This window comes from Agrobacterium tumefaciens, assembly GCA_025559845.1.
Lineage (GTDB): Bacteria > Pseudomonadota > Alphaproteobacteria > Rhizobiales > Rhizobiaceae > Agrobacterium.
Genome location: CP048471.1, coordinates 243,764 through 270,208, shown reverse-complemented (window position 1 = coordinate 270,208; position 26,445 = coordinate 243,764). Strand labels below are relative to the sequence as shown.

Below are 26,445 nucleotides of genomic sequence, written 5' to 3'. Positions count from 1 at the left end.
CGCCGAAAAATAGCCTGTGCCGACGATCCTGCGTGTCGATGTCGGGCGCACCGCGCTCTTGTGGGGTCAGAACAAGAGCAGTCCGAAATCGTACGCTAAGGACGAACGGAATGAGAACTTACGCGGCGTTCCTTAGCCTAGCCGGAAGGCGGAGCGATCGAAATCCGTTCGGCATCTGATGTTCGGCATCCCATGTGTAGATGCCGGTAAGGTTGATATGTTCCCAACTGAGCGGCGATATGTGTTTCAATAGAGTATCAGGAATGTCTCGCCCCGCTCGTTTCAGCTGTGTGACCGCGCGATCAAGATAAACCGTATTCCAGTGCACGATCGCACTGACGACGAGATTGAGCCCCGAGGCGCGGAAAGCTTGGCTTTCGAACGACCGGTCACGGATCTCGCCTCGCTCGTGGAAAAAGACAGCGCGCTTCAGCTTATGGGCGGCCTCGCCTTTGTTGAGACCGGCTTGGCATCTCCGCCGTAGTGCCGGGCTTGAGTACCATTCGATCATGAAGAGCGAACGCTCAATCCGACCGAGTTCGCGGAGCGCCTTCGCGAGATGGCTTTGCTTCGGAGACGCAGAAAGCTTCTTCAGGATCGTAGACGGTACCACGGACCGCGTCGTGATCGACGCCGCGAGATGGAGCAGATCGTCCCAATGGTCGAGAATCAGGGCGGTGTTGATCGGCGCCCCGATATGGTTCGACAGCGCCGGATATGCACCGCTCTTTTCTAGCGTGTGGAACTTCCGGTCTTTGAGATTGCGCAGTCGCGGTGAGAACCGCTTTCCGATCAAGGCGAACAGCCCGAAGATATGATCACTGGCACCGCCCGTGTCGGTAAAGTGTTCCTGAATGTCGAGCACCGTGTCCTGGTCGAAGAGCCCATCGAGCACATAGGCCGCCTCGCTTTCGGTCGGACTGATGGGCAAAATGCCGAAGTAGCCGTACTGATCTGACAGATGGCTATAGAATTTCGATCCGGGCTCGCTGCCGTAATGCAAATTGATGTCGCCGCGCTTTGCAGCCCGGTCGCTCGTACGGAAGAATTGGCCATCGGACGACGACGTTGTGCCATTGCCCCAAAGGCGCGAATGCGGATGCTGGGTGTGGACATCGGTGATGCACGCTTGCGCCGCGCGGTAGGTCTCCGATCGGGCATGGAATGTGCGCATCCACCCAATCTGGTGAGCGCTGATCCCCTTGGAGGCGCCCGCCATTCGCTTTGGGCCGAGGTTCGTCGCATCGGCCAGTACACCAGCGAGCATGGCAGAGACATTTTTCGGGATGTCGCCGGTGCGAACATGCGTGAAGTGATCCGCAAAGCCGGTCCATTCATGCACTTCCCTTAACAAGTCGGGAACCTCGACCAACGGATACATATCGCTGATCTCGGCATTCAGTTCCTCTGCTGCCACGGGGACTTCGCCGACGGTTGGTGTGACGATCAACGTTCCGGCCTCAAGACGAACTCCTTCGAGCTTTCCGGATCGTGCTCTGTGCGCAAGACGCTGCAGGTTGAACTCGAGCATCTGGCACGCTTCAGCAAGCCACTGCGCGCCGTCGCCTTGGACCCCCAAACCGAGACGATCTTCTTCCTTCATCGTGATGAATGTCGACCGCGGCATCAGATGCTCGTCAATCGGCCGGAAAGATCGGCTGCCGTCGACCCAAATATCCGCAGATCTAAGCCGGTCTCGCAAAGCCGCTAGCGTGGCGATCTCGTAGAGACGGCGATCAGGTTTCACTTGTTCGAAGATAAGCCGTCGATCAGTTTGGCTGAGATGGGTGAGCGGCACGCGATCAGGGAGTGTCCGCCGCTTCTCGGCATAAAGCCGTTTCAGCAGTGCAATTGCCGCCAGAAGCGGGTCGTGGCGATGCGCCGAGCGAAACGTGAAGGCCTGAAGAAATGCACCAATGTATTTGTGGACGGTCGCGTATTGTTCGGCTGCCACGGTCAACGGCGGTGCCTCGTTGTCGTCGACCATCGACTCAAGCTCAGGCTTCATCCGAAGCAACCGGTCCCAACCGACTTTTTGGTCGAGAACATCCAATGCGTTCCGACCATAGTCGTTGGCGGACTGCAGTGCGGTGATCGTATCTAGAAACATGCGCAGCGCTTTGGCGGTATTCGCTCTGCAGTCCATCTGTCGCTGCTTCTTTCGATTGTTGGCTTGCGAGAACAATTTACCCATCAGCTTGATGAACATCGTCACCGCATCGTCCGTGAGCTTCTGGCAAAGCTTGATGACTTGGGCCACGATCAGAGCGTGGCGACGGCTGGCGTTGAAGTCGTTGGCAAGCCAGGCCGGCGTTGCGTTGCCCTCCCGGATCATCTGGTCCCACCGTCCGGATGACACGCGCGCCTGCAGTTCCGGATCGATCTCCAGCCGCCGCAGAAAGGCTATCCGCTCGGTCAGCCCGACGAGGTTCGACGCGGCCGGCGCTTCTGGTGCCGAACGCAGCCAATGAAAGCGGGTCTGGCCGATCGACGGGTCAACCTCTAACAGCCTATCCAGTGATTGAAGCCTATCGAGTGGGATGTCTTCAATCAGGGTTCTTTCTGCTCGCCGCCGGGCTATGGCACGGCCGGCAAGGCCGATGCGTTCGATCGTGTCGATCGCCGGCAGAAGAGCGCCGCGTTCGCGAAACGCGGCGACAGTCGAACTGGCTATCGCAGCACCGTCGTCGGACATGGTCGCCGCTTGAATTGCCGCCAATAGCGCGGCGCGGCGATCTTGCAGCGTCGCGCTTCTCGTATCCAGATACACCATTAGCCGCGCCATATGATCCCGACGGGTTTCTTCGCGGCGTGCATAGAGGGCAAATTCGTCTGGAGCGGCGCCGATCTGATCAGCAACATACTTCAGCATGGCGCGAGGCGGAGTTTCTTCTGCTCCAAGCACTCGACCCGGGTATCGCATTAGACATAGCTGGATGGCGAAGCCGAGCCGATTGTGATTACGTCTCCGCAGTTCAATCTCCAGGCGATCCGCCAATGACAACGAATAGTGTCGGATTAGGTTATCCTCGTCGACTGGTATGTCGACAAGCTTCCGGCGATCTTGATCTTTAAGAAGCTTGCGCTTTGCCATCGCCCGACTCCATTGATGAGCAATCTGCTCGAAGCGTTGTCGAGTCGGGCCGGACAGAGAAATCAAAATTGGCGCATGTCGGTGGCAATCCACAGAGATCGGATGTTGCACATCGGATCTACGGCATCGTTCCGGTTTCGTTCGACCTTAGCGTACGATTTCGGACTGCTCTTGTTCCGACCCCATGAAGGAACATGACCGGTTGACGCTGGCGCTAAAAATGTTCGAGCGGAAACTGGAGGGGCGGCGCACATCTTCAAAATTGCCGGAATTGGTCGAGCTGGTGATGGCCAAACCGCTGGTGTCGGCCGGGATGGTGGCGAAAGCGCTCGAGGTCACGCCGCAGGCGGCGCGGCGGATCGTGGCGGAGCTGGGACTTAGGGAGATGACGGGGAGGGGGAGGTTTCGCGCTTGGGGGATTGTATAGCCGCCTCACTCCCCTAAGGCGGAGGAAGGTTCTCGAAGTCTTTGCTCGCTTCAAGTGCCGCCCATGTGGTCTTGGTCAATGTCGCAACGCCTGATCGATGGTTGAGGAAAAGAACGTCGGTCTCCGGGTCGTCCACGTCCTGCATCAGCAGAAAATGCGGTTCAGTGAGGACCGTGGTTCCAAAAGTTCCGTCTGCTCCGACCCGTATGGCCGCACGCTGGCCGCGGGAACGTGCCTCGCGCAGCCCTTGTTTCAACCAAGACCAATCTGGTGAGACGCTAGCAAGACGATTAAGCTTGTGAAAGACCGGGAAAAGGAGAGTATCGAATACGACGAATCAGTCAGAGGCGCGCGGCGTAGAAGGTGATGCTGGCGAGGATTTCTTTCAGGCTGGGCCTGCCGTGATAATAGAGCGCCGACGTCCGCTCGTATGCGCGTTCGTAAAGTCCGAACGTCTCTGAGTCGGATAGACTGAACGCGGGATTGCTGCTGATGTCCTGATTGTCGGCCTTCGGGAAGCGCGTCTGCTTGTGGGCAACATACGCGTCCGAGCCGAGGAAAGCTTGCACGTCCGGTTGGTCAAGCAGGCAGTAGACGTCGTAATAATGCCGGAGGAAATTGGCGGGGAACTGGCCGGTTTCTTGCTGCTTGCGATATTTGGTGGAGATGGTCTGGAGCTTCTCGACGAGCGTGTAGCCGGGTTCGTAGCAGGGAACGGCCAGTGCGCGATTATCGATCAGGTCCACGCGCGATGCCGCGTAATCGTAGGCCCAGGAGCTGATGTCCTTGTTGATATTTGGAGCCACCGTGTCGAAGCCGGCTTCGAGCAACACGCCGTCCTTGAGACCCGATTTCGTGCCGGTCGTCTCGGGGTAGTAGAGGCGGATGCCACCGCTGCGATACGTCTCGTTGTCGAATTCGGTATCGCGCTCGATCTTCTGGATACCGTCGATCGTGATCGTCTCGGCCAGCCAGTCATAGAAGCCCTTCCGGCTTTCATGATGCGCTGCCTTGTCGTGATTGGGGCCGGCTTTTACCCCCATCGCCTTCGGTGGTTCGATACGGATATCGATATCCTCCGAGAAGCGGTTGATGATGCGGTATCCTTTCGAGAGCGAGGTACCGCCCTTCAGCTCGAACGCCATCTCCAACTGCTGCAGGCCGTACAGGCAATGCATGATCCAGTAGTCTTTTTCGACCAGCACCGGCTGCACCTTCATCTGGTCAGCGACGATGCGCAGCAGGGAAGCAAAATCCTTGTGCCTATGGAGGAAATCAGCTGGCATGTGGATCTGCGGCGAGGGTGTTGAAGAATTTCCGCGTGCGCACCATGCCGTATTCCTTGGCAGCACGGGTGATGGCGGTGCGATTGCCTTGCAGGGCACGTTCCTTCACGCGGGCCAGCACCTGATCGCGGTCCTCGGCCAGCTGATCGAGATTGTTGACCAGGTCGACCAGTAGGAATTCTTTGGTCAGGGTTTTGGGGAAGGCTGGCTTTCTGCGGAACTCGAACTCTCGGCCGCCCAGCATGAAGTTGCCGTGGCGCTTATGGTTATAGACGACGGTCTTGTTATAGAGCTGCGTCGCGCCGACACCCAGACTGTTATAGGCATTGGGCGAGGTGACGAGGTAACGGTCATCCTTCAGGAAAGCCTCAACGAGCGCGTCATCCTCGGCAGGGGCCTTGCCGAACGCGGTCTGCTTCGGCCGGTGATAGACGCCGGTCGATAGCTTGGTCAGGTATCCCTCTGCCAGCAGCTGCTGAAGATGCCGATCGACAGACGACGACCATCGGGCGAGATCCTCCCGACGGTAGACCTTGCCGGACCGCAGATGCCTTTTCAATTCCTGTAACTTCGTCATGGGTTAGCTCCTACACTCACTATAGCGACATGTGGTCGTGAATGCAATTTTCTCCAAATCTCATGCAAATTTTGGCGGCAAATCAGCATATAGCTTACTGAAATAATTGAATTATATAGGGGAACTTCCGGAAAAATCTACTACTCGAACATCGAAAATCCCGGAACTGACTTGCCCTCCGGAAGGTCATGGACGATAGCGACGACATGACGTGCCCTCACCCTACGTTCCTTGATGGAGCTGGGGATGTCGCGCATAGGCGCGGTGGCTCTATATGAGATTATCGCTTTGGATCGGCTGGATGAGGCAGCTTGCATCCAATGGGTCGTTGATCGACGCGACCGGTTGGATGCCCTCGGTCTCCCCTCCATCGTGGTCCGCGAAATCCGTGAAAAAGTGCTGATAAGGGTGGTATTGGAGGAGTAGATGGTAAAACCGGTCGAGCTTACGAACGGTAAGGTATTTAAGAGCAAGAAGGCTGCCGAACAGCATTTTCGGGAAATGCTGGCACGCTATAACGACGGAGATCACATATCTGACTATCAGGACCACAGCGATCTCTCGGCGCTGCTTGAACGATTTGATTTGCTCGTTTCCGATGGCCCCTCGAAGATAGGGGCCGGCATAAGGCGGTTTGAGCGGCGGCTGAATAAGGGCGACGGATGGTCGAGCCCTGGATTCTGGGTCATTCGCGTCGACGATACTCCCACAGATTTCAGTTACGTGCAGGCAGTCGCAGGCCGTCCCAAGAGCGACGCGGAGGAATTCTCGGTGGCATACGGCGACAGTGCTAACGCCGAATTCCAGTGCAACGCCGATGTCGAGGTCGTGATCGATAAGGTCTTCCCGGCCTATGGCCTTCAAGTGCTGATTCAGCACATCGACGTAGGCCGAGAAATAGCGCGGTGCCAGAAAGCGGGCCGTGCCTTCGATCATTTCAAGTGTGCTTCGTATGACACTGGCCGTATCGACCTCACCGTCACGCCGTTGGAGGTAATCCAGCCGCTTGCGAATAATCGTCGGCAGGGAAAAGCCCTTGAGCCATTGCAGTACCGTTAGCGCGTGAAGCGGGATCAAGGTCTTCGGCACAAAGACAGTCAGGACATTCTCATTGATCCGTTCCATCATGTTGGAGAAACGATGATATGCGTCGTCGCTTTCCGAAGGCGCAGAAGCCGGGCGCCTTACAGCCGCACACTAAAGTGAAAGTGTAGTAGACAAGCGCTGAGGAGCTCGCTGCCGAAGCTGGTGACCGGTTAAGCTAGCGTGTTGGCCTCGGAATGCAGGATTTCTCACGATAGCGAATGTAAGGGCCATACCAGCGAATATAGACAGGGTACTCCCTACAAGCGGCTGACCGGCGCTTGTGGGCGCGAACAAAAGGATAGGGGTGATGCAGACGCTAAGGGGGGCGGTCTCCAACAAAGCCATGATGAGAAGTGTCATCGTCACTACTCCGAGAAATGAGCGGTGCCAGATGCCGCTTTGCATTTATCGAAGGTCGCCCAAATATTCGGGAGGTCGTGGTTGCTTCGCCGGCCTATCTCCAGCGGCAAGGGATGCCAGAAGAACCAGCAGATCTCTTGAGACATGAGTGTATTCGTGCCCGCATGACAGGTGGCCGTATCTATCATTGGGAGTTTTCGCGAGGAGGTAGAAGTTATACCCTGAATGTTCCAGGTCGTTTAACACTGGACGACAGTGGGCTTATGCTCGATGCGGCTTTGAACGGTGTGGGGCTTGCCTATCTTTCCGAGAGAGCGGTCGCACCGTTTTTGAGTACCGGTCGCCTAAAGAAGGTTCTTGACGATTGGACACCGGCCACGTCCGCGCTTTCCCTATACTACCCAGGCCGCCGGCAGGTTCCCCAGAAATTGCGAGCGTTCATTGAACTGGCTCGCAGCTATTCGCGCACTGCAGCCGAATCTGATACGTCTCCCAGAAGCGTGGGTTAGTTTGATTTGTCGAGGATCTTTCTGCTGCCGTTTAATGCAGCATTGGATTCTACAAGGTCTCCTATCACTAAAGCTTGCGAGCGTCATCGTTACGGGGAAATGCAGGAGCATTCACAAATGCACCAGATGGGCTTGCAGTTTAGCACCGGCTAATATCAGTACTGGCACAACCCGCCCAGCCCTTCCTTGTCCTCCAGACGGGGACGGTGATCTACGCCCCAAACGCCTGCTTGGCGGCGAAGATTCTCGATCTGATGAAGAATTCCGCGTTCGCCTCGCGAGGCCGCCGGCGAAGTCGTTCGCGAACGCGACCGGGGCCAAGTAGAGGTATTCCCCGTCTTTCGTCTCGCGAATGTCCATGCCGCCGGCGGGTCTCGAGCGTACCAGAAACGCCGACGGCCTTGTGGCACGTCCTGACGACTTTGCACAACGCGCCGGGACACGAGCATCTGTGTCCCATTTACTCAAATCAGAAAGCCGATCGCACAGTCCCACCATCGACGCGAATGGTCGCGCCGCTGATGTAGTCCGCGTAACCGCTTGCCAGATAGGTTACTGCCCCGGCAATCTCATCTGGGCGGCCAAGGCGACCGACATCGTTCGGGACCATATCGTTGACGCAGCCGCGCTCGATCTCATCCCAGGTCTCGCCCCAACCATGCTGCGAGGCAATCTTTTCGAGCAATTCCTTGACGGCGGGCACGAGGATAGCTCCGGGGGAGACTATGTTCGATGTGACCCCGGTATTTTTCAGCCTTCTCGCAAGTGAGACCGCGAGATTATGTCTTGCTGCCAACGAAGCTTCGTAGTCCGGCTGCATCGGGATTGGCTGGCTCGCCAAACCACCACCGATCTGGATAACCCGGCCCCAGCCACGACCGACCATAGCGGGCACAAGCCGCTGGATCATTCGCACGCCAGACAGGGCATTCACTTCGTATGTTTCCACCCACCGTTGCGGTGTCGCTGTGTGCCAGTCGAGATGGTGATAAAAGCCGGCGTTGTTGACGAGGATGTCGATTGCACCATTTCGGAGGGCCTGCGCAGCGACTGCATCGGCACCCTCATCGTTGGACAGGTCGCCGATCGCCGTATCGGCATCGCCTCCGGACGAAATGATCGACTGAGCAACTTTCTCGGTACGCTCCGGATCGCGCCCGTGGACCACAACTGCTGCTCCCTCAACCGCGAGCATCGCGGCTATGGCCGCGCCAATCCCCGCGGACGATCCCGTCACCAGACCACGCTTGCCTCTCAAATTCATATCCATGTCTTGTCTCCGTCGTTGAACGATTGGACAGAGATATGCGACGATCATTCTGCTGAGTAGTTGTGATAAAAGGGATGGCTTATGCCGATAAATGGGATAATTGGCAGAAGTAGTCTGGTCGAACTCAAAGCGGCAATAGCCGTAGCGGAATCCTGCAGTTTTCGCGTCGCGGCCGATACTCTTGGCATGTCGCCAACTGCAATCAGCAGTACGATCAAAAGCTTTGAAGACCGCCTGGGGATCCGCCTTTTCAATCGAACGACGCGCAGCGTGTCCCTCACCTCTGCTGGCAAGGAACTCGTTGGGCGCATTGTCCCCTTACTCGCAGAGATTGAGCGTACCCTTGAAGCGGCAGGAAGTCACGCGGGACATCCGAAAGGTGTACTTCGCATCAACAGTTCGGTGACCGCAGCACACGCCATCACTGGAATACTGCAGGACTTCATGGAGCGCTGTCCCGACGTCAAGATTGAACTTACGACCGAAACCAGTCTGATAGATATTGTCCTGGAAGGCTACGATGCCGGAATTCGGCTAAGAGACTCTGTGCCTGCTGATATGGTAGCGGTGCCTTTTCAATTCGGCCTAGATTTTTGCGTGGTGGGTTCACCGTCCTACCTTGCAGAGAGAACCCTACCAAAGGTTCCCGCCGACCTGATGACGCATAAATGCATTCGCAGTCAACACAAGAACGGCGGGCAATATCGTTGGGAGTTTGAATGGTCTGGCGAGGTTGCAACGCTCGAGGTACCGGGGCAGCTTCTTCTTGACGATCAGTCTCTCATCTTCAAGGCCGCGATCGATGGGATGGGACTTGCATATGTTGCACGTTCGGTCGCGAAAGAGGCCGTCAAGGCCGGAAAACTGATCTCGCTTCTGGAGGAATGGATGCCTCGGACATCTCCGCTTTGTCTGTATTATCCTCACAATCGAAATACGTCAGCGTCGTTAAGAGCGCTGATCGATTTGATAAGAGAGGGATGAATTCGAGGCCATCTCGATGGCGCGCGTCAGAAAAATAGTTACGGTTGCTCGCCGCCCAGCTACGCTCTCGGACCGAGTCAATGTTTTATCGACGTCTTTTTTCAGGTTAGGAGATCAAGCGCTTTATTGGGAAATGGACTGGGCGCTTCGACCGGCTGTGGCGGTAAGGTTGGAATGACCACCAGTTTGCAAAATAGCGAAGTCTTATGCGGAACCGAAACCTAGCGATTTGATTCCGTTCAAGGTGTCGACACTCTCTCTTCAGCCGCATCAACTCTTAAACAGTGCCGAAAGGTCACGCCGTCCATCGACCACTCGGATGATCTCCACGGTATGCACAGGAACGTCATCAGCGTCGGGCCTTGTTTCATAGAGGATAACATAGGGCGCTTCGACCAGCATACGAGCGGTTCGGAATACTTCCGGATGACGCTCTCCTAAACACGGGTGCTCTATGAGCAATTCCGCCTTGCGGCGAAAATTGGCGAAGTACCGTTCCGCGCTACGCGGCTGCTCCTTACCCAAATGAATGTAGATGTTTTTAACGTCAGCGCGCGCCTTCGGTGTCCAGAGAAGCTTAACGGGCATGAGGAGTGGCGGACGCTATTTCCTCGCGTGCTTCATCCAGCACAGCATCAAAATCCACTTCGGCAGCCGGCCCACTGGCTTTGCCTTCTTCCCACATCGCACGTAGCTTGACGATATCTTCGCGCTTCTGCGTCCATTTGGCTGACCAGTCACGCATGGCTTCGCGAACGACTTCGCTTCCGCTAGCATACGCTCCACTGCTTACAGCATCACGGAGCAATTCTGCGTGTTGAGGCGTCATCGAAACGCTGACCTTTTCAACATTCGGCATCTTTAATCTCCAAATAGCATTTGGTAGGAATTATTACCACCAAGTGCGCAGAGTGGCAACATTGTCTTGCGCTCGTGCCATTTTAGAGCCTCGATTGAGGAAAATCGAAACACGACCCTGAAGGGTGCAGTCGTTTCCGGCGACAGCGTCACGGCCAAAGTTGGCGGCGATCTCAACCTAGTCTCCGTTCCCGATACCGGCACAAGCGCCAACAAATCCGCGTCTGGCGGCCTCAGCCTCGGCGGAAGCGGCCTTTCCGGCATCCAGCTCGGCGGTGGCAAGGGATCGGGCGCAACCAACTGGATCTCTGAACAATCCGGCCTTGTCTCCAATGGGACGATGGATGTCACGGTTGGCGGCAATACCAACCTCGATGCCGGGAAGATCGTCTCGGCGACAGGCGACCTGACGATTGATACCGGCACACTTACCCACAGGGATTTTGAAGGCCAGAAGGGTTATGAGGGTTTCAGTGTGGCTCTCGGTATCGATCTGACCGGCGGCAAGGGAACCGATGCCAATCCGGTCGGCAACAGCACGCTCGAAGGCAGCTATCAGCTCGACGATACCCGCCAAACCGTTCGCGCCACCGTCGGCCCTGGTGAGATCGTCATTCGCAATCAAGACCAGCAGGCTGCTCTCGAGCAGAGCGGTGCAACAGATCCGCTCTCCGAACTCAACCGTGATCCGGGCAACGCCTATGAAATCACAAAGGACAAGCATGTCGCCGTCGATTTCTATCTGTCGACCAACAGCCTCAAAGCGGCCGCGGAGGGCATCGACGTTGTCGGCAAGGCTCTTGGCGAGGCCTTCGAAGCACTGGGGGCAAAGCTTGCGTCCTCAGGTGATCTGACACCAGATGAATTGGCGACAGCCCGTAAAGTCGCCAAAGCCCTTGATGCCGGTACACTCGATATCGCGGCACTTGCGACCTGCACTGGCCGGCAGGGCTTCAATCTCATCGATCTCCTGTTCACGCCGGCTTATGCGTCGGGATGCGTGCTAGGCTGGCAATCTGCCCGCCTTCAGGGCCACTCTCCTCCTGATCAAAGCGCGGAGCGGGTTACGCGGAAGAGGTGGTATTGACGACTGGATGCTATCCGGGTCGAGGAGGGTGGTTCGCAGAAAAGTTCAGAACCAACTCGTAGGCCGTGCTGCGTCCGCCAGCTTCGCCTTTTTGCAGTACGCCTTTCGCTATCAGGTCTGCAATGTCGCGAGACGCTGTGTCTTGGGATGCGTTCGTCAATTTCGCCCACTTTGTTGATGTGAGCTTACCTTGAAAATTGCCCTCTAGCAGCCGGTTGATGACCTTGGCTTGTCGTGGATTAAGTTCGCTTGCGGCATGCGTATGCCAGAAATCATTTTTCAGTATAACGTTGTCGAGGGTCAGCAGCGCCTCGCTGACAGCGTTGCCCAAACGATCGAGGAACCATTCGATCCAGCTTGTGATGTCGAGGCTTTCCACGCTGGTGATTGATTGCAGTGCTTCATAATACCCTATGCGGGATCGCTCGATTGCTGCCGACATCGAGTAGAGCCGCTGCACGCCCCCACCACCGCGTGCAAGCGTCATGTCAGCTATTGCACGAGTTATTCGGCCGTTGCCATCGCCGAAAGGGTGGATCGCCACGAACCAGAGATGGGCAATTGCTGCTTTGATGAGGGGATCCAGTTCGTGCGATCCGTTAAACCACTCTAGAAAGGCCGACATCTCGGCTTCTACGCTATCTGCGGGCGGAGCGACATAATGAACTTTTTCATGCCCAAATGCACCAGAAACGATTTCCATACGGCCGCCGGAATCGTCCCGCCAATCGCCGACACGAAGCCTATGGCCCCATTCGTTGCGGCCAGTCGGAAACAGGGCCGCATGCCATTGGAATAGTCGCTCTGCGGTCAGTGGTTCCACGCAATTGATTGTGGCATCGAGCGTGATATGGACGATACCCTCAACCGAGCGGTTTGGCGTAACGAAGCCATCGATATCGATACCAAGCCGCCTGGCGAGCGAGGATCGCACTTGTTGCTCATCCAGTTGCTCTCCCTCGATCGCTGAGGACTTTACGACGTCATCAGTTAAAGCTCGGAGAAATGTCGCCTCGCGCGTACGAAAGCCGAGGCTCTCGACGCGACCAATAAGTCGTCCTTGATCAAGGCGTACGGCCGCAATCCTTGATGCGAGGTGGTTAATGCTCCACTCGAATTTCGGCCATAGCTTAGACTGCCAGATATAAGTCATATCCCACGATAAGGCTCATCTGCGGAGAATAGCAAGACCTATCTCCGCATAATTGCGGAGATTGTTCCCTGTAATCTCCGCACCCACCCAAAGCTGGGCGCACCAAGCAGAACCGATTTCGCCATCCTGGTGTAAAGCCTATGTCATAAGGGCTGAAAATTGTTGACCGATAATAGCTGATGAAAATGCAAGCGGATCAATAATTAGATCGCCTGTGCGGGCTAGGCGTCTGAAAAAACGCAGGCTTCAATTTGTCTGTCGCAAGTTCGAATCTGTTCAAGACCATGGAAACGTTGGGCCTCCAAATTCCGACAACTCGCACAAGCCAGCCGGATGCTTAACACTAGAGCCTATACGAGCTGCACGCCTTCATATGCCAGCGATGCGCCGATCAGTTCCCGTGCGTAGGGGTGGGTGGCCTGGTTGCCAGCGATTGCTTCGCGAGGGAGAACCTCGGAGATCTCACCATGCAGCATGACGGCGAAACGGTCACACATGTGATCGACGACGGCCAGATCATGCGTGACCATGATATAGGTGAAACCTCGTTCCTCCCGCAGGCGCTGCAACAAGTTCATGATTTCAGCCTGTACGGAGACGTCGAGTGCCGATGTCGGTTCATCAAGCAGCAACAGTGACGGCTCGAGAATAAGAGCGCGGGCAATCGCCACACGTTGGCGCTGCCCGCCAGAAAGCTGATGGGGGAACCTGTCAAGAAACGAGACGGGAAGGCCAACGGTAGCAGCAAGGGTTTTCTTCATCTGGCATTTCCTTTCGACGTTGTTCATCGTCGTCGAAGATGGGGAAACGCTCTCTTCTGAATAAGGTGTACCTTCACGAATAGACCTATGAGGATCATTCATCAATTGCCAAGTGTGGAGGGCAGGGAGGCAAGGAAAATCCTACATTACGCAATATTCTGGTGCGCGGCTCTCGGTCGACGGGTATCTAAATCATGAACTGGAGATCGGGACAAACCTGACGAGTTCCATCATGTAGATATATGCGCCGTAACCTTTTTATCGATAAATATCAATTACCTATCGAAAATCGCGTAATCTTTATTGTGGGAGCCGCCCCTGGTGGGCGTGGCCGCTCCACCATTAGCCGGGATGGTCGCGGGTAGTGAATATAGCGAAAATCGAACCTAGCGATTCAATCCATGCTGTTTATCCGGCGACCTGAATGTCTAGAAGCTTCGCCAAAGGCGGCCGCAATTTTCATGATGAACGCCTTGCTGAAACGACCGAGTGTCTTCTCGTCTGGCTCGATATACAGCCACATCGTAATTGTATTCATCGACCAACACCCAACAGCGCTTCAGGTCAGTCCGGCTCGACGTGCCTCCGTGTCAGGGATTTCTAGAGCGGCGCGGTCAGTCTGTGGCGGTTGCGTTGTCACGGCGAGAAGAGCTAGATGGGTTAGGCCATCTTTGGTACTACGAACCGAAACGACGACGCAGGTCGGGCGCGACTTGCGTCCTTCAGTCTCACCACGCTCATCCTGCCAGATCCATAGATACGGATAGCTGATTATGTGGCCGGGAAGGAAATCACGGCTCATCGCCGTACCCTTCACCACGCGCCAACCGATCGATTTCTGCACTAAACAGCTCTACATGCTCATCGGGCATGTCCGTCGCCCGATGAGGCTTGCGGCGATCGCCACCGCTGCGCAGTCGTTCATAATGCTCATAGCTCATCAATACGAAGCGTGGCTTCCTATGTTTGGTGAGAACTATCGGCTCACGGCTCGCAGCATCTGTGGCATCGCCAACCTGCTTGTTGAGGTCACTCATCGTGAAACGGCGCATAGAAAATCTCCAAACTGGATATCCAGAATATCTGAATTTCTAGATTATCAAGATATCTCGGTTTTGAGGAAGTAGATGGCGTAACGAGCGCATTTGTTTAAATGGCAAATGTGGAGCTGAATTTTGCTCTACGAAAACGAGACTATCAAATCATGGGGCAACGGTTCTGAGCCGCTCAAGAGCTTGCTTGGAGGTTCTTGTTCCTTCCCCACAGTACGACTTGAAGCGTGATATCATTTTGTTTATATTGATATCGCGGCGAGACGATAGATAGGATAATGTCCATGGCAGCGGTCACCATTCGAAACATCTCTGATGAAACGCATCGGGCGTTACGCGCAAGAGCAGCTCACCACGGCCGGAGCACCGAAGCCGAAATTCGTGACATCCTTGAAGCTGCTGTTCGTCCATCTGGACGCGTGAAACTTGGATCACTGCTCGCGGCCATCGGACGTGACGCCGAATTATCAAATAGTGACGTTGAAGCTCTGCACCAGCAGCGCGACAGGACCCCGGCAGAACCGATGACTTTTGAATGATCTTGCTAGACACTAATGTAATATCTGAGCCTTGGAAGCCAGCTCCTGACCCTGCCGTGCTGACTTGGCTGGATGCACAGGCAATCGAGACGCTGTTCATTTCCGCAATTTCCATTGCCGAACTTCGTTTCGGGATTGCCTCAATGCCTGTGGGCAAGCGTCAGGCAATTCTTCATGATCGTCTTGAAAGTGAAGTTCTTCCGCTCTTTGATGGACGTATTCTGCCCTTTAGTGTCGGTACCTCGCACTTTTATGCAGCGTTAATGGCCGACGGCCGAAAATCTGGAAAGGCAATCGCGCGGGCTGATGGATACATCGCTGCTACGGCAGCAGAAAACCATCTCGCGGTCGTAACGCGAGATACAAGCCCGTTCGAGGCAGCCGGATTGCGCGTTATTAATCCTTGGGTCGCCTAAAGCCGCCTGAATTGCGCGGCTCCGGTTCGAGTCACTTCAAGAGCATAATTGGAAAGGCACCGAGCTCGCGCGTTACTAGTTTCTATAACGCTTGGCTTCCATTCAATGATATGAGTAGCGTATGAATCGGGAAAAGCGGCAGGAACGGCTGGATGTCGCCTTGGGTAGGATGCTCAAGAACGCGGAGGATGCGCTCGAGTCGGCTGCTCGCCAAGGCAAGATGCACCCGACAGATCTTCGATGCCTGTCGTTGCTTGCATCATCACCTGCGCCAATGAGTCCAAAAGATATCGTTTCGAAGCTTGGACTTACGTCCGGGTCTGGAACGGCGCTGTTCGACAGGCTGGAAAGATTGGGCTTTACTCGAAGAATTCCCAATTGCGACGACCGGCGTAGTGTACTGATCGAATTGGACCGCACCGCCGCCAGTGAACCGTTGTCGTTGTTGGTCGAACTGCGCAACAGGTACAGGAACGTCACTGCGCGATTTTCAGATGAAAAACTCGACGTAATATCGGAATATCTCGAGGAGGTTTCGAAACTCACGCCGTTTTCTGACGGATCTCAGTCCTGATATTCGTGAACGACCGGACGGTTAGGCGGTCCTCCAGGTGATGGCGGAAATCTTATAGCGATTTCGTAGTATGGCTGCAGTGCGCCGACAAGTTCGGCGGGCAAGCGGCTGTGCCGCTGCCCACCGATGCTGCTGCCGGCGTATCGGTCACGACGCTTTAGACCGAACATCGGGCAGAAGGCAAAATTCAACGAGCGGCGACGGTGGTAACGTTGTTTCCAGTGTTCCACAAATCTTCCACACTACTTGAGCTATCGACGGCGCCGCTCTCAATTAACCTATCGATATCACCGTCCAAGTAACCCGCCTGACGAAGCAGTGCCACCGTCTGTTCTCCCAAAAGAGGAGGAGGGGCCTCAAGGTCTGCTTTGTCGACAGCTGATGAAACAGGAAAATCTGGCGCGTCGAACGTGAAGGAAGCAAAGGGCAGAGAAGTGTATTTCGGAGGGTTGTTCGCCTGCTCTGCGTCAAGCACCGCGTCGCCAGGAAGAACCTCCGTAAATCCGACGCCGGCGATCGTCAGCGCTGCGGCCAGCGCTGAATAGGTTTTTGCGCCTACTGCCTTCGTCACGATGTCTTCAACAATTGGTCTTTGCTTTCGTCGTTGCCTCAGCGTGGCAAGTTCAGGGTCGGTTTCCAATCCTGAGGCAAAACTGAATTTTCGCCAGTGTTCGTCATTAAGCATGACCAGATAGATCCACCGTCCATCAGAGGTCTCATACGCACCATAGCCAGGCATGCTGAATTCCGGAGACGGCTCCTGTTCGGGGCGCCCGGTAATCTGGGACTTTAACTGGATACCGACAAGCTCTCTTGCCGCAATGTGTAGTCCGGTCTCATAAAGACCCAGCTCGATGTTTCGGCGCTCTGGTGATGCGTTGGCATCGAGAAGGGCAGAAAGCACGCCGATCACCGCATAGCAGCCAGCAAACTGGTCGTGATAGGACGGGCCCAGTCGAGCAGGCTTTCCTGCAGGCCGGTTGGCGAACATGACCCCGGTTGCCGCTTCCGCGATGGGGTTTGATGCGATTTCTTCGGACTGTGGCCCCTGACCATAGCCTTTGATGTGGCAAAAGACGATGCCGGGCTTTATTGCTTCACAATCTTTGAAAGTGACGTGCATTTTTTTTGCTGCGCTTGGCGACAGGTTATGCAGAACGACGTCGGCGCTGGCGACAAGTTCACGGAAAATGCGCGCCCCTTCTTCAGTCTGCATGTTCAGGCAGATGCTTTTTTTTCCTCTGTTGTAAGCAATGTAAGTCCCGCTTGGTCCGCCTCGGACGAGTCTGCGCGTTGTTTCTCCCCCTGGCGGCTCAATCTTTATGATGCTTGCCCCCAGTTGCTGAAGGATATGCGTTGCAAAAGGAGCTGCGATCATGCTGCCGAGCTCCAGTACGGTTCTGCCTGCTAATATGCCACTCATAATATCCTCCCGATGCAATTCGCATAATAATGCATTTTATATTGTGCGCAAGTCGTGGACTCCGCCGCTGCGGCAACCTCAACCTCTTGCGCACTTAATGCAATGTTATATCTATATAAAATCAGTTTTATGCGATTGATGTGATCGCTATCATCAATGCAATATGTCTTGATCATCAAGCAAATGCTGCGGTGCATAATGCATTTTATGTTGACCGTTTCCTGGCGGTCGCATACGTTTCAATCGGAAAGATGGTTGGTCTAATTCGATGGGGAGGATCGATATGTTGCCAGGTATCACTCGACTGCTTGTAACCGCTGGCGCGCTTGCTGTGTCGCTGGCGAGCTCTGGAGCTGCGTTGGCTCAAGAGAAGGGAATAGATCTCGAAAAAAAGATCGTCACCGTTGGAGCATTTACCCCGGTGACGGGCCCCGTTCCCTTCTATTCCGTATTGACCCACGCTGCAGACGCATATTTCAAGCATCTCAACGAGAACGGCGGGGTCAAGGGCTGGACTATCAATTACATCACCTATGATGATGGTTACGATCCGGCACGCAGTGTGGCGGTCAGCCGCAAGCTCGTTGAGGAGGATGGCGCTTTTGCGTTGTCCGCGCCGGTAGGAACTGCGACCAATGTCGCTGCAATTCCTTATGCGAAGGAAAAGAAGGTGCCGATGATCGGACCGATCGGCGGTGCGAGCGCATTTTTTGTAGAGCCGAACGTGTTTCCACTCTTGCCGGACTATGGTTGGTCGGCAGCGTCGAACCTTGATTACGCCGTGAAAGATCTCGGTCTTAAGAAAATTGCGCTTCTTTGGGAGAACGACGAGCTCGGCAAATCTGCTAAACGCGGCTTCGACCTCTATATGAAAGAACTCGGGCTTGAACCCGCGGAATCGGTGCCGTTCGATGTGAAGACAACGAGTTTCAGCCCTCATATCCGGCGTGTCGCGAATTCGGGTGCTGAGGCGGTCATATTATTTGGCTCCAACGCTAATCTTGCTGCTGCGCTCAAGGCGGCGGACCTGCAGGCACTCGATGTGAAATGGTTTGCTCCCTTCTTCACTGCTGATCCATCAACGGTAAAGTTGGCAGGAGACCTCTTGAATGGAACATATTTCTCCTCGTGGTTGCTGCCGGTCAGCAGCGATGAAGCAGAGGTGAAGGCTTATCGCGAATCCGTGGCGAAGTATTACCCGAACGATCCTGTCGGCGTTTTCGGCCTGAATGGCTGGAGCAACGCTGCCCTGTTTGCAAAGGGCTTTGAAGCTTTGCTCGACAGCGGAAAACCATTGACCGGCGAAAACCTCATCGCGGCTCTCGAAACGTTGGACAACGCTTCTGTGGGTGGCGCGCAAGGCGTATCGTTCAAGGCTGGAGATCATCGCGGTACACGCCAGGAAGGCATCATCCAGGCGAAGGACGGGAAATTCGAACTAGTGCGCGAGTTTCGTCCCTATCCAACGGCCGTCTTCGACGCTCCCGCTCAATAAGCTCCGTGCCTCAAAGCATCTCCCGCCCGGACGGGCGGGAGAAACCGGTAAGAAACATTGGAGCGTTTGATGAATATACCAATTAGTGCCCCTGCTCGTCTTGATGGGCGTGTCGCCCTCATAACGGGCGCAACCGGCGGGATTGGCAAGGCCACCGCCTACGCGCTTGCACAGGCGGGTGCTACCGTAGTTGCAACCGACATTGCCGAGCACGCAGAATTTGACAATCCTGCTATCGAATATGCGAAGTACGATGTGACTTCGGCTTCGCAAACGAAGTCTGTGATCGCCGATATTATGGCGCGTTACGGTCAACTCGACATTCTGATCCTTTGTGCCGGCACAATCACCCATCGCCCTCTGACGGAATCGACCGATGACGAATGGCGCGCAATGCTTGACGTCAATCTTATGGGCGTCGTCAATCCTCTTCGTGAAATATATCCCATTATGGCCAGCGCTGGTGGAGGTAAGATCGTTGCACTTGGGTCTATCGCGGCAAAGATAGGGGGCGTGGCATCGGGCCCAGCCTATGTTGCCGCCAAATCCGCTGTACACGGACTAATGAAATGGGTGGCAAAAGCTGGAGCATCAAAAGGTGTCTATGCGAGCGTCATCGCACCTGGGCCGGTCGAGACACCAATGTGGAACACGGTCACCCAGCGTGCCGCACCTTCTGCCAATGGCAATGTGCCGCTTGGACGATACGGCCAGCCCGAAGATATCGCCCAAGCCATACTCTTCCTTTGTTCGCCAGCATCGAACTGGATCACCGGAACGGTGCTCGATGTGAATGGCGGCATGCTGATGGATTGAACCATGACAGATAATTTCACGATAGGTTTCGTCGGGCTGGGCGTCATGGGTGGCGCTATGTGTCGCAACGTAGCACTCAAGCATCCCGGCCGCGTCATCGCGTTCGATATGAACGACGAAGCGTTCTCCATATTGGATGGCACGAATGCTGAACGAGCAGCGTCGATCGCTGCAGTCAGTGCTCACTCCGATTTTATACTTCTATCACTGCCGGGCGGGCCGCAGGTCAAGGCCGTGGCCGACGAGGTTGGAAGACATGGGCGATCCGGTGCCACGATCGTCGATCTTTCGACCACGCCCGTCGCGCTCGCCAGACAAATCGCGGATGAGCTCAGCCAGTTGGGGTTGAACTTCGTTGACGCGCCTGTGGCGCGAACGCGCGAGGCAGCCCAGCGCGGCGAGCTCAGCATCATGGTTGGTGCGACAAAAGACGTGTTCGACAAGGTCAAGCCCATCCTCGAATATATGGCAACCGATATTACCCACGGTGGAGAGGTTGGTGCCGGGCAGGTGCTCAAGCTCGTCAACAACATGCTTGTCTTTGAACATGTCGTGACACTCGCAGAGATGATCGTGCTGGGCGAACGTGCGGGCGTGAAAGCTGAAACCCTTCTCGACGCCGTCTCGAAGGGGTCCGGCGACAGCTTCGTGCTGCGCAATCATGGCCGAAAGGCAATGTTGCCGCGGCAATTCCCTGAACGTTCTTTTCCACCTGAATATGTCTTGAAGGACATCGACTACGTGTTCCAGCTTGCCGCCGAGACGGGCGTGCCGCTCAAGGCGGCGGAGACCGTGCGACGCTATTATGAAATGGCCATCGAGAAAGGGCTTGGCGGCCAATATTTCCCAGGCGTGATCCGGCTTGTCGAAGATGGAAGCATGTCCGAGGTGCCGGCATGAACGGCGTCTACAGCTTTATTCTCGATCTTTTTCCACTGGTGTGGTCGGGCATCGTCACTGGCTGTCTTTACGCACTCGGTGCGTTGGGTCTGGTGATGATCTTCAAAAGCTCACGGGTGGTAAATTTCTCCCACGGCAACATCGCGGGGCTTGCTGCCTTCCTGATCTACGGATTCTCCAGCGGCACTCTCTTGAGCCTTTCCTGGGGGAGTGCCGTGCTGCTCGCTGTCCTGATCGTTGTCGCCATTGCATTCCTTAGTTACGCGATCATTGCACCAATCATGGGGGCGTCCGACCTCACTGCTACGATTACCACGCTTGGCATTGGCCTTATCGCGCAAGGCGTGACGCTTCTCATGTTCGGCGCGGATATTGTGCCGCTCGAACTGCCGCTTCCGCGGTTTAGTGCCACAATCCTCGGTCTTCGCATCACCGGATACGACCTTACCGTCCTGGCCGTTGCAGTCGTTACGATTGTCACCCTCTTTTTCGTAATTGACTACACCAAGCTGGGTGTTGCTTTTCGTGCAATATCGGCAAATCCCGTTGCTGCGGAGATTTGCGGTCTTAACCTCCGCTCAATTCACCTCTTTGCGTGGATCGTTTCTGCGGTGCTCGGTGTCATCGGCGCGCTTTTGATCGTACCAACAACGTTTCTGAGTTCGACCACGGTGGCAACGTTCATGCTGCAGGCATTTGCAGCTGCGGTCCTGGGGGGCTTCGGGAGCTTGCCTGGAGCGCTTGCTGGCGGGGTATTGATCGGCATCCTCATGAACCTCTTCACATTCTACGTGTCGCCCGAGTTCACCAACACGTTTCTCCTTGTGGTCATTCTGGGTGCCCTGAACCTCTTTCCAAATGGACTTTTTGCCAGAGCAGGAGGCAGCCGTGTCTGACACTACCGCGACACTCCACGCGCAGCGTGCACATTCAACGGCATTTCGGGCGATGGTGACAGAAGTACGGCTCGATGCACTGATCCTTTTCGTTTTGCTGGTTCTACCGCTGATAATTTCCGGTTCATGGCGATATGCCCTTGGCCTTTGCTTTGCCAACAGCATCGGCGTGCTAGCGGTCAGCGTGCTGGTTCGCTATGGCGGAGAGGTCTCCATCGGTCATAGCTTCTTTGCTGCCATTGGTGCCTATTCCGTTGCGATTTTGGAAGCGCATTTGGGGATGCCGCTTGCCGTTTCTCTTCCCGTCGCCATCGTTGCCGGCACGCTCTTTGGTGTCCTCTTCGCCTGGCCATCGCGTCGACTTTCGGGGATATACCTTGCGGTTTCCACCATGGCCCTGGCGCTTGCCTTGCCCGAGATCATCATAAGTGCTGACCGCTGGACGGGTGGTTTCGAAGGGCTCTACGTCTCGAAGCCGCTTCTTCCAGGCCTGCCGGTCGAACCGCAACGCTATTATGTTACGCTGATTGCGCTAGCCTGCATCGTCTATGCGTTGGTGCAGCTACGACGGTCCAGACAGGGACGTGCTCTGTTACTTGCAAGGACACATCCGGCCGCGGCAGAAGCCTTCGGGACACGGCCAGCTTGGGCCAGGGTGAGTGTCCTGGGGATCAGTGGCGGTATTGCCGCGATCTCGGGTGCGATGCTCGCCTTTGCGAGCTCTGCCGTCTCGCCGACGGGCTACACATTCTGGTCGTCTATCTTCCTGCTCGTCGGATCCGTGGTCAGCTTCTATGGGCTCACCTTGACCCGGGCTTTGATTGGCGGCGCCTTCCTCACACTTGTTCCGCAGGTTCTGGCAAGTTCGGGGGCCTGGATCCCTGTCTTTTACGGTGTTGCTCTGATTGGCGTCGTTCTTCTCGGGCATTTCTCACCGAAGATCGCACAACGGGTGGCCAGAAGCCGGGAGGGGACGTGATGGACGCACATAGCAAGTTGCTCAAGGGAAACTCGATATCACTCTCCTTTGGCGGCATCAATGTTCTGAAGGGGTTGAATGTCGAGTTCAGGTCGGGGGAAATTACCGGTTTGATTGGACCAAATGGCGCCGGAAAGACGAGCCTTTTCAACTGCCTGACCGGTGCCTATCAGCCTCAGGGCGGTTCCATCACATATGACGGCCGGCCGCTTGATGGCTTGTCTCCTGCAGCCAGAGCCTCGCGAGGCGTCGTTCGCAGCTTCCAGACCGTCGCCCTTTGCCCCGACCTGACCGTTACCGAAAATGTGATGATGGGACTTGCGAGGAATTATCACGCCGGGTGGGCGAGCGTCTTTCTTCCGCTCGCAGGTGGCCGACGAGAAACCGCCGAGATGAAGCAGGCGGCATTGGAAACCTTGTCGAGCCTCGGGCTTGCCGAAGCCGCTGGCCTCTTTCCTCAGCAACTGCCGCCAGGCATGCAGCGTCTTGTGGAAATTGCCCGTGCCATAGTTGGCAAGCCATCGGTCTTGCTTCTCGACGAACCCGCCGCCGGGCTCAACAATGCGGAGACACGGGATCTCACACGAACTTTGAAGAGCATCGCATCTCCTGATCTGGTCATGGTTGTTGTCGAACATGACATGGATCTCGTCATGTCGCTTTGCGACAGGATCTACGTGATCAACTTCGGCGAGGTCGTCACATGCGGGGCCCCCGATGCCGTGCGCACCAATGAAAGAGTTGTCTCAGTTTATCTCGGGAGCGACGATGACTAGCCTCCTATCTGTCAAAAACCTCTCTGTTTTCTATGGAGCAGGCGCTCAGGCCGTAGAGAACGTCAGTTTTGACGTTCAGGCCGCCAAGGTTACTGCTCTTCTTGGGGCGAACGGCGCAGGCAAATCGTCGATCATGAAGGCGATTGCAGGACTGGTCTCCTTCCGCGGCAGCATCGTCTATGAAGGCGAAGACATTGACAAGCTGACGACGCGCGAGCGGGTTCGACGCGGAATTGTCTACGTGCCGGAACGACGTGAAATCGTCGGAGATCTCAGTGTACGTGAAAACCTGATTTTGGGCGGATATCAGATAGCCGCCTCGGAGAGGCGACGGCGGATGGACACCATCCTTGAGCTCTTCCCCGAAATAGCGGGCAAACTCAGTGGTGGTGCCTGGCGCTTGAGTGGCGGCGAGCAGCAGATGCTGGCAATCGGCAGGGGGTTGATGTCTGGGCCGAGGCTGCTGTTGCTGGATGAACCCTCCCTAGGTCTGGCGCCACTCCTTGTGAGACGTGTCTTTGAGAGGCTTGGCGCGATTCGTGGTGACGGAGATCTGGCAATCGTTCTCGTCGAACAGAACCTTAGAATGACAATGCGTCTATGTGACGATCTGCACTTTCTCCGCAGCGGGCGTTTGGTCGGCTATCGACGTGCCGAAGAGCTGCAAGACACTGCGGCGCGCCAGCAGGCCATCGACACATTTCTTGGCGCGACATCGGTCTCAGAGGGTGAACATGACAAAGCATATGCCTGACATTGAAGCTGTAACCACACGCGGACGATCATGGGAAATTCATGCGATACGTTACGGAACAAACCAGCGCCGTACACGCGGGGAAAATTTCATCCTCGAGAAGCATCCGGCCGAACAAATGCCGATGGATTTTTATTGCTGGATCCTTCGCTCATCGGAAATCGTGATCGTTGTTGACACAGGCATGGAACTAGAAAAGGCCGCCAGACACGGACATGACATAACTCATAGCCCCGTCGACGTCTGGCGCTCGCTCGGCATTGATCCTTCTGTAGTCGAGACGGTCATCCTGACCCACGCACATTACGACCATCTCGGTCACCTCGATGCGTTTAAAAATGCCCATTTCCATATGCAGGCCGAGGAAATGGACTACGTCACAGGACCATGGATGCAGAGGCCATGGTTTCGTCGAGCCTATGAGGCTGACGAGATTTCACGACTTGTCCACCTGCTTCACTCAGACCGATTGACACTGCACGGACGCGATCAACAAATCGCTGACGGGGTGTCGGTGCACTGGGTTGGCGGCCATTGCGCTGGACAGGAAATCGTTCGGGTCCGTACCGACCGTGGCTTCGTTGTTCTCGCATCCGATGCTTTGCACTATTATGAGGAATACGAGCGCGGCATTCCTTTTTCCGTGGCGTTCAATCTGTCGGACATGATTGCCGGACATGAACGTATTCGGGAACTCGCCGACAGCGATGATCATGTCGTTCCAGCGCATGATCCACGGATTGCCGAAATCTATCCCGCGTCTGCCGATCAACCAGCCGCAACCGTCTTTCGGCTCGATCGACCTCCGTTAAATGAGGGGATAGCGCGATGATAAGATATTGCATTGTGCACCATCTCCGGGATAGTTCCAAAGGGACACTCGGTCATGAAAGGCATGCGCGTGAAATTTCGTACGAAAGAAGAATTCGTCGCCGATTTCCTGAGAGAAGGCATCATCTCAGGCCGTTTTGCTCGTGGTTCCAAGCTCAAACAGGCGGAGCTGGCGCAACTGATTGGAACGAGCATCACGCCGGTGCGCGAGGCAATCAAGCTTCTAGAGGCGGAAGGTTTCGTGCTTGGGGATTCTCATCGCGGGGCGATTGTCGCGCCCTTCGATATGGATGCGACCGAAGAGATCGTGGACCTGCGCGTCACGTTGGAATCAAAGCTTGCTCTGGCAGCCATGAAACGGTTGACGCCACAAACCATGGAAGAGTTGCGCAATTTGCAGGGTCAGATCGAGGAGGCCGCAAGCAGAGGCGACCGCGAAGCCGTGCGCGTAATCAACTATCGTTTTCACGAAGCGATCTACATGGCATCGGAACTGCCTCAGACCTTGCAATTTGTCCGAACACTCTGGGCACGCTATCCGTTCGACCTCATCAACAAGCTGGAAAACCGTATCGATCGGGCCTCGGCCGAACATCGAGAAATGCTCAGCGCGATCATCGTACGAGACGAGGCGGCCATGCTGACGGCACTTCGGTCACACATCAGGGCTGGGTGGGACGAATTCAAGGCCAGTTATTCCACGTAGGGCGTCTGTTCGACCGGACCTATTGCGAACTCTTGTTCTTGACTAGCCCTAAAAATGGAATGTCAGTTCAGGAGTACTGCAATGGCCGCTGATACAATTCTGCTCGTCATGGATATGATCAATGACCTCATCCATCCAGATGGAATGGGTGCGAAGACTTATGGCGTGAAGTGCCGTGAGAGGAACGTCTACGAAAACACAAAATCGATAATCCGGCGCGCACGTACGGCCGGGTTGCCTGTCGGTTATGTCAGGGTTGGCTTTTCCCCTGACTATCGTGAATGCCCACCGAGTTCTCCGGTCTTTTCCAAGGCGCGTGACAATGGCTTCTTTAAACTTGGGTCCTGGGGTACAGAGGTCTATGACGAGTTTCAGCCGCAGGACGGTGATATTGACATCGTCAAACATCGCGTCAGCCCTTTCTATGGCACGAAGTTGCCCCCATTGCTCAGTGCAATGGGCGTGAAACGCCTTCTTTTGACCGGTGTCTCGACCAATGGCGTCGTGCAGGCCGCAGCCCGAGAGGGACATGACAGGGATTTCGAGTGTGTTGTGCTCGAAGACTGCTGCGCTGGTGCGACAGATGAAGAACATGACTATGCGTTGGCTGGCGTACGCCGCTTCGCGGACGTTTCTACTTCAGTAGCTGTCGCGATCTAAGCACGAAAACACATTTCAGCGCCTTCGTTGCTTTCGGAAACTTTCCGGGAGAGCGGAGGCGTTTTTGCGCTTAAATGATATATAAACCAACAACTTAAGTGAAATTTTAAGCCGTTTTTCCGTTGACCTAAATAATATAAAATGCATTATCTTTCTTAGCGCGCCTCGTGAGTTGA

At 55.4% G+C, this 26,445-nt stretch carries 24 protein-coding genes and 6 pseudogenes; 18 read left to right on the top strand and 12 right to left on the bottom strand.

Annotated elements, in window-relative coordinates; translation table 11 throughout:
* Window positions 1–118: 118 nt before the first annotated feature.
* Window positions 119–3,094 carry a Tn3 family transposase gene (locus tag FY156_28610; GenBank protein UXS05619.1) on the bottom strand — a complete coding sequence of 992 codons (2,976 nt, stop codon included), beginning with the start codon at window positions 3,092–3,094 and terminating at the stop codon, window positions 119–121.
* 184 nt (window positions 3,095–3,278) lie between these two features.
* Between FY156_28610 and FY156_28605 the strand changes: the two are divergent.
* A pseudogene (locus FY156_28605) lies at window positions 3,279–3,521 on the top strand (hypothetical protein).
* A gap of 341 nt (window positions 3,522–3,862) precedes the next feature.
* Here the strand turns inward: FY156_28605 and FY156_28600 are convergent.
* Window positions 3,863–4,807, bottom strand: a complete 945-nt coding sequence (locus tag FY156_28600; protein UXS05500.1) for a nucleotidyl transferase AbiEii/AbiGii toxin family protein — start codon at window positions 4,805–4,807, stop codon at window positions 3,863–3,865.
* Entirely contained in the window at window positions 4,797–5,384 is a 588-nt protein-coding gene (locus FY156_28595; GenBank protein UXS05499.1) for a hypothetical protein, read from the bottom strand. The genes FY156_28600 and FY156_28595 overlap by 11 nt, the downstream gene beginning before the upstream one ends.
* 426 nt (window positions 5,385–5,810) lie before the next feature.
* On the opposite strand from FY156_28595, the pseudogene FY156_28590 reads away from it, so the two are divergent.
* Window positions 5,811–6,155 (top strand): annotated as a pseudogene (locus FY156_28590) (DCL family protein).
* Window positions 6,156–6,167: 12 nt separating this feature from the next.
* On the opposite strand, the pseudogene FY156_28585 reads toward FY156_28590, so the two are convergent.
* Window positions 6,168–6,554, bottom strand: a pseudogene (locus tag FY156_28585) (DEAD/DEAH box helicase).
* A 341-nt stretch (window positions 6,555–6,895) separates the two neighbouring features.
* On the opposite strand from FY156_28585, the gene FY156_28580 reads away from it, so the two are divergent.
* Window positions 6,896–7,339 (top strand): transcriptional regulator, encoded by a 444-nt coding sequence (locus FY156_28580; GenBank protein UXS05618.1) that lies wholly within the window; start codon window positions 6,896–6,898, stop codon window positions 7,337–7,339.
* A gap of 469 nt (window positions 7,340–7,808) precedes the next feature.
* On the opposite strand, the gene FY156_28575 is transcribed toward FY156_28580, so the two are convergent.
* Window positions 7,809–8,609: an SDR family NAD(P)-dependent oxidoreductase gene (locus FY156_28575; protein UXS05498.1), complete on the bottom strand. Its 801-nt coding sequence runs from the start codon at window positions 8,607–8,609 to the stop codon at window positions 7,809–7,811.
* Window positions 8,610–8,690: 81 nt separating this feature from the next.
* Here FY156_28575 and FY156_28570 point away from each other — a divergent pair, with 81 nt between their 5' ends.
* Window positions 8,691–9,593, top strand: coding sequence for a LysR family transcriptional regulator (locus tag FY156_28570; protein ID UXS05497.1), 903 nt, complete (start codon window positions 8,691–8,693; stop codon window positions 9,591–9,593).
* A gap of 270 nt (window positions 9,594–9,863) precedes the next feature.
* Here the strand turns inward: FY156_28570 and FY156_28565 are convergent, their stop codons facing one another.
* Together FY156_28565 and FY156_28560 are read right to left on the bottom strand one after the other, a co-directional pair.
* On the bottom strand, window positions 9,864–10,181 hold the full coding sequence (locus FY156_28565; GenBank protein ID UXS05496.1) for a type II toxin-antitoxin system RelE/ParE family toxin: 318 nt from the start codon (window positions 10,179–10,181) through the stop codon (window positions 9,864–9,866).
* A complete protein-coding gene (locus tag FY156_28560; protein ID UXS05495.1) occupies window positions 10,171–10,452 on the bottom strand; it encodes a type II toxin-antitoxin system ParD family antitoxin in 282 nt (93 codons plus the stop codon). The genes FY156_28565 and FY156_28560 overlap by 11 nt, the downstream gene beginning before the upstream one ends.
* 108 nt (window positions 10,453–10,560) lie before the next feature.
* Here FY156_28560 and FY156_28555 point away from each other — a divergent pair.
* Window positions 10,561–11,457: pseudogene (locus FY156_28555) on the top strand (filamentous hemagglutinin).
* 91 nt (window positions 11,458–11,548) lie between these two features.
* Here FY156_28555 and FY156_28550 read toward each other — a convergent pair.
* The 4 genes and pseudogenes from FY156_28550 to FY156_28535 form a co-directional block, all read right to left on the bottom strand.
* The gene (locus FY156_28550) at window positions 11,549–12,691 is read right to left on the bottom strand and encodes a Fic family protein (GenBank protein ID UXS05494.1); all 1,143 of its coding nucleotides are present in this window, start codon (window positions 12,689–12,691) and stop codon (window positions 11,549–11,551) included.
* A gap of 350 nt (window positions 12,692–13,041) precedes the next feature.
* Window positions 13,042–13,488 (bottom strand): annotated as a pseudogene (locus FY156_28545) (ATP-binding cassette domain-containing protein).
* A gap of 358 nt (window positions 13,489–13,846) precedes the next feature.
* Window positions 13,847–14,254 (bottom strand): annotated as a pseudogene (locus FY156_28540) (hypothetical protein).
* On the bottom strand, window positions 14,244–14,504 hold the full coding sequence (locus FY156_28535) for a type II toxin-antitoxin system prevent-host-death family antitoxin (GenBank protein ID UXS05493.1): 261 nt from the start codon (window positions 14,502–14,504) through the stop codon (window positions 14,244–14,246). The pseudogene FY156_28540 and the gene FY156_28535 overlap by 11 nt, the downstream one beginning before the upstream one ends.
* A gap of 284 nt (window positions 14,505–14,788) precedes the next feature.
* Here FY156_28535 and FY156_28530 point away from each other — a divergent pair, with 284 nt between their 5' ends.
* From FY156_28530 to FY156_28520, 3 genes are all read left to right on the top strand, one after another.
* A complete protein-coding gene (locus FY156_28530; GenBank protein ID UXS05492.1) occupies window positions 14,789–15,043 on the top strand; it encodes a plasmid stabilization protein in 255 nt (84 codons plus the stop codon).
* Window positions 15,040–15,459 (top strand): type II toxin-antitoxin system VapC family toxin, encoded by a 420-nt coding sequence (locus tag FY156_28525; GenBank protein UXS05491.1) that lies wholly within the window; start codon window positions 15,040–15,042, stop codon window positions 15,457–15,459. The genes FY156_28530 and FY156_28525 overlap by 4 nt, the downstream gene beginning before the upstream one ends.
* 121 nt (window positions 15,460–15,580) lie before the next feature.
* Entirely contained in the window at window positions 15,581–16,033 is a 453-nt protein-coding gene (locus tag FY156_28520) for a MarR family transcriptional regulator (protein UXS05490.1), read from the top strand.
* Between the two features lie 187 nt (window positions 16,034–16,220).
* Here FY156_28520 and FY156_28515 read toward each other — a convergent pair whose 3' ends face one another.
* The gene (locus FY156_28515) at window positions 16,221–17,456 is read right to left on the bottom strand and encodes a CoA transferase (protein UXS05489.1); all 1,236 of its coding nucleotides are present in this window, start codon (window positions 17,454–17,456) and stop codon (window positions 16,221–16,223) included.
* 283 nt (window positions 17,457–17,739) lie between these two features.
* Between FY156_28515 and FY156_28510 the strand changes: the two genes are divergently transcribed.
* The 10 genes from FY156_28510 (at window position 17,740) to FY156_28465 (ending at window position 26,269) form a co-directional block, all read left to right on the top strand.
* Window positions 17,740–18,951 (top strand): ABC transporter substrate-binding protein, encoded by a 1,212-nt coding sequence (locus tag FY156_28510; protein ID UXS05488.1) that lies wholly within the window; start codon window positions 17,740–17,742, stop codon window positions 18,949–18,951.
* A gap of 66 nt (window positions 18,952–19,017) precedes the next feature.
* Complete coding sequence (locus FY156_28505) at window positions 19,018–19,767, top strand: SDR family oxidoreductase (GenBank protein UXS05487.1); 750 nt, start codon at window positions 19,018–19,020, stop codon at window positions 19,765–19,767.
* A 3-nt stretch (window positions 19,768–19,770) separates the two neighbouring features.
* Complete coding sequence (locus FY156_28500) at window positions 19,771–20,667, top strand: NAD(P)-dependent oxidoreductase (GenBank protein ID UXS05486.1); 897 nt, start codon at window positions 19,771–19,773, stop codon at window positions 20,665–20,667.
* The gene (locus FY156_28495) at window positions 20,664–21,563 is read left to right on the top strand and encodes a branched-chain amino acid ABC transporter permease (GenBank protein ID UXS05485.1); all 900 of its coding nucleotides are present in this window, start codon (window positions 20,664–20,666) and stop codon (window positions 21,561–21,563) included. Before FY156_28500 ends, FY156_28495 begins: the two co-directional genes overlap by 4 nt.
* A complete protein-coding gene (locus tag FY156_28490; GenBank protein UXS05484.1) occupies window positions 21,556–22,542 on the top strand; it encodes a branched-chain amino acid ABC transporter permease in 987 nt (328 codons plus the stop codon). Before FY156_28495 ends, FY156_28490 begins: the two co-directional genes overlap by 8 nt.
* Window positions 22,542–23,318 carry an ABC transporter ATP-binding protein gene (locus tag FY156_28485; protein UXS05483.1) on the top strand — a complete coding sequence of 259 codons (777 nt, stop codon included), beginning with the start codon at window positions 22,542–22,544 and terminating at the stop codon, window positions 23,316–23,318. The genes FY156_28490 and FY156_28485 overlap by 1 nt, the downstream gene beginning before the upstream one ends.
* The gene (locus FY156_28480; GenBank protein UXS05482.1) at window positions 23,311–24,072 is read left to right on the top strand and encodes an ABC transporter ATP-binding protein; all 762 of its coding nucleotides are present in this window, start codon (window positions 23,311–23,313) and stop codon (window positions 24,070–24,072) included. Before FY156_28485 ends, FY156_28480 begins: the two co-directional genes overlap by 8 nt.
* On the top strand, window positions 24,065–24,904 hold the full coding sequence (locus FY156_28475) for an N-acyl homoserine lactonase family protein (GenBank protein UXS05617.1): 840 nt from the start codon (window positions 24,065–24,067) through the stop codon (window positions 24,902–24,904). The genes FY156_28480 and FY156_28475 overlap by 8 nt, the downstream gene beginning before the upstream one ends.
* A gap of 54 nt (window positions 24,905–24,958) precedes the next feature.
* Window positions 24,959–25,609, top strand: a complete 651-nt coding sequence (locus tag FY156_28470) for a GntR family transcriptional regulator (GenBank protein UXS05481.1) — start codon at window positions 24,959–24,961, stop codon at window positions 25,607–25,609.
* Window positions 25,610–25,690: 81 nt separating this feature from the next.
* Window positions 25,691–26,269: a cysteine hydrolase gene (locus tag FY156_28465; protein ID UXS05480.1), complete on the top strand. Its 579-nt coding sequence runs from the start codon at window positions 25,691–25,693 to the stop codon at window positions 26,267–26,269.
* The last annotated feature ends 176 nt before the right edge of the window (window positions 26,270–26,445 follow it).

Bases quoted from the DNA above. Each gene is read 5' to 3' on its own strand.
- FY156_28610 (UXS05619.1), bottom strand. From the start codon at position 3,094: ATGGCAAAGCGCAAGCTTCTTAAAGATCAAGATCGCCGGAAGCTTGTC.
- FY156_28600 (UXS05500.1), bottom strand. From the start codon at position 4,807: ATGCCAGCTGATTTCCTCCATAGGCACAAGGATTTTGCTTCCCTGCTG.
- FY156_28595 (UXS05499.1), bottom strand. From the start codon at position 5,384: ATGACGAAGTTACAGGAATTGAAAAGGCATCTGCGGTCCGGCAAGGTC.
- FY156_28575 (UXS05498.1), bottom strand. From the start codon at position 8,609: ATGGATATGAATTTGAGAGGCAAGCGTGGTCTGGTGACGGGATCGTCC.
- FY156_28570 (UXS05497.1), top strand. From the start codon at position 8,691: ATGCCGATAAATGGGATAATTGGCAGAAGTAGTCTGGTCGAACTCAAA.
- FY156_28565 (UXS05496.1), bottom strand. From the start codon at position 10,181: ATGCCCGTTAAGCTTCTCTGGACACCGAAGGCGCGCGCTGACGTTAAA.
- FY156_28560 (UXS05495.1), bottom strand. From the start codon at position 10,452: ATGCCGAATGTTGAAAAGGTCAGCGTTTCGATGACGCCTCAACACGCA.
- FY156_28550 (UXS05494.1), bottom strand. From the start codon at position 12,691: ATGACTTATATCTGGCAGTCTAAGCTATGGCCGAAATTCGAGTGGAGC.
- FY156_28535 (UXS05493.1), bottom strand. From the start codon at position 14,504: ATGCGCCGTTTCACGATGAGTGACCTCAACAAGCAGGTTGGCGATGCC.
- FY156_28530 (UXS05492.1), top strand. From the start codon at position 14,789: ATGGCAGCGGTCACCATTCGAAACATCTCTGATGAAACGCATCGGGCG.
- FY156_28525 (UXS05491.1), top strand. From the start codon at position 15,040: ATGATCTTGCTAGACACTAATGTAATATCTGAGCCTTGGAAGCCAGCT.
- FY156_28520 (UXS05490.1), top strand. From the start codon at position 15,581: ATGAATCGGGAAAAGCGGCAGGAACGGCTGGATGTCGCCTTGGGTAGG.
- FY156_28515 (UXS05489.1), bottom strand. From the start codon at position 17,456: ATGAGTGGCATATTAGCAGGCAGAACCGTACTGGAGCTCGGCAGCATG.
- FY156_28510 (UXS05488.1), top strand. From the start codon at position 17,740: ATGTTGCCAGGTATCACTCGACTGCTTGTAACCGCTGGCGCGCTTGCT.
- FY156_28500 (UXS05486.1), top strand. From the start codon at position 19,771: ATGACAGATAATTTCACGATAGGTTTCGTCGGGCTGGGCGTCATGGGT.
- FY156_28495 (UXS05485.1), top strand. From the start codon at position 20,664: ATGAACGGCGTCTACAGCTTTATTCTCGATCTTTTTCCACTGGTGTGG.
- FY156_28485 (UXS05483.1), top strand. From the start codon at position 22,542: ATGGACGCACATAGCAAGTTGCTCAAGGGAAACTCGATATCACTCTCC.
- FY156_28480 (UXS05482.1), top strand. From the start codon at position 23,311: ATGACTAGCCTCCTATCTGTCAAAAACCTCTCTGTTTTCTATGGAGCA.
- FY156_28475 (UXS05617.1), top strand. From the start codon at position 24,065: ATGCCTGACATTGAAGCTGTAACCACACGCGGACGATCATGGGAAATT.
- FY156_28470 (UXS05481.1), top strand. From the start codon at position 24,959: ATGAAAGGCATGCGCGTGAAATTTCGTACGAAAGAAGAATTCGTCGCC.
- FY156_28465 (UXS05480.1), top strand. From the start codon at position 25,691: ATGGCCGCTGATACAATTCTGCTCGTCATGGATATGATCAATGACCTC.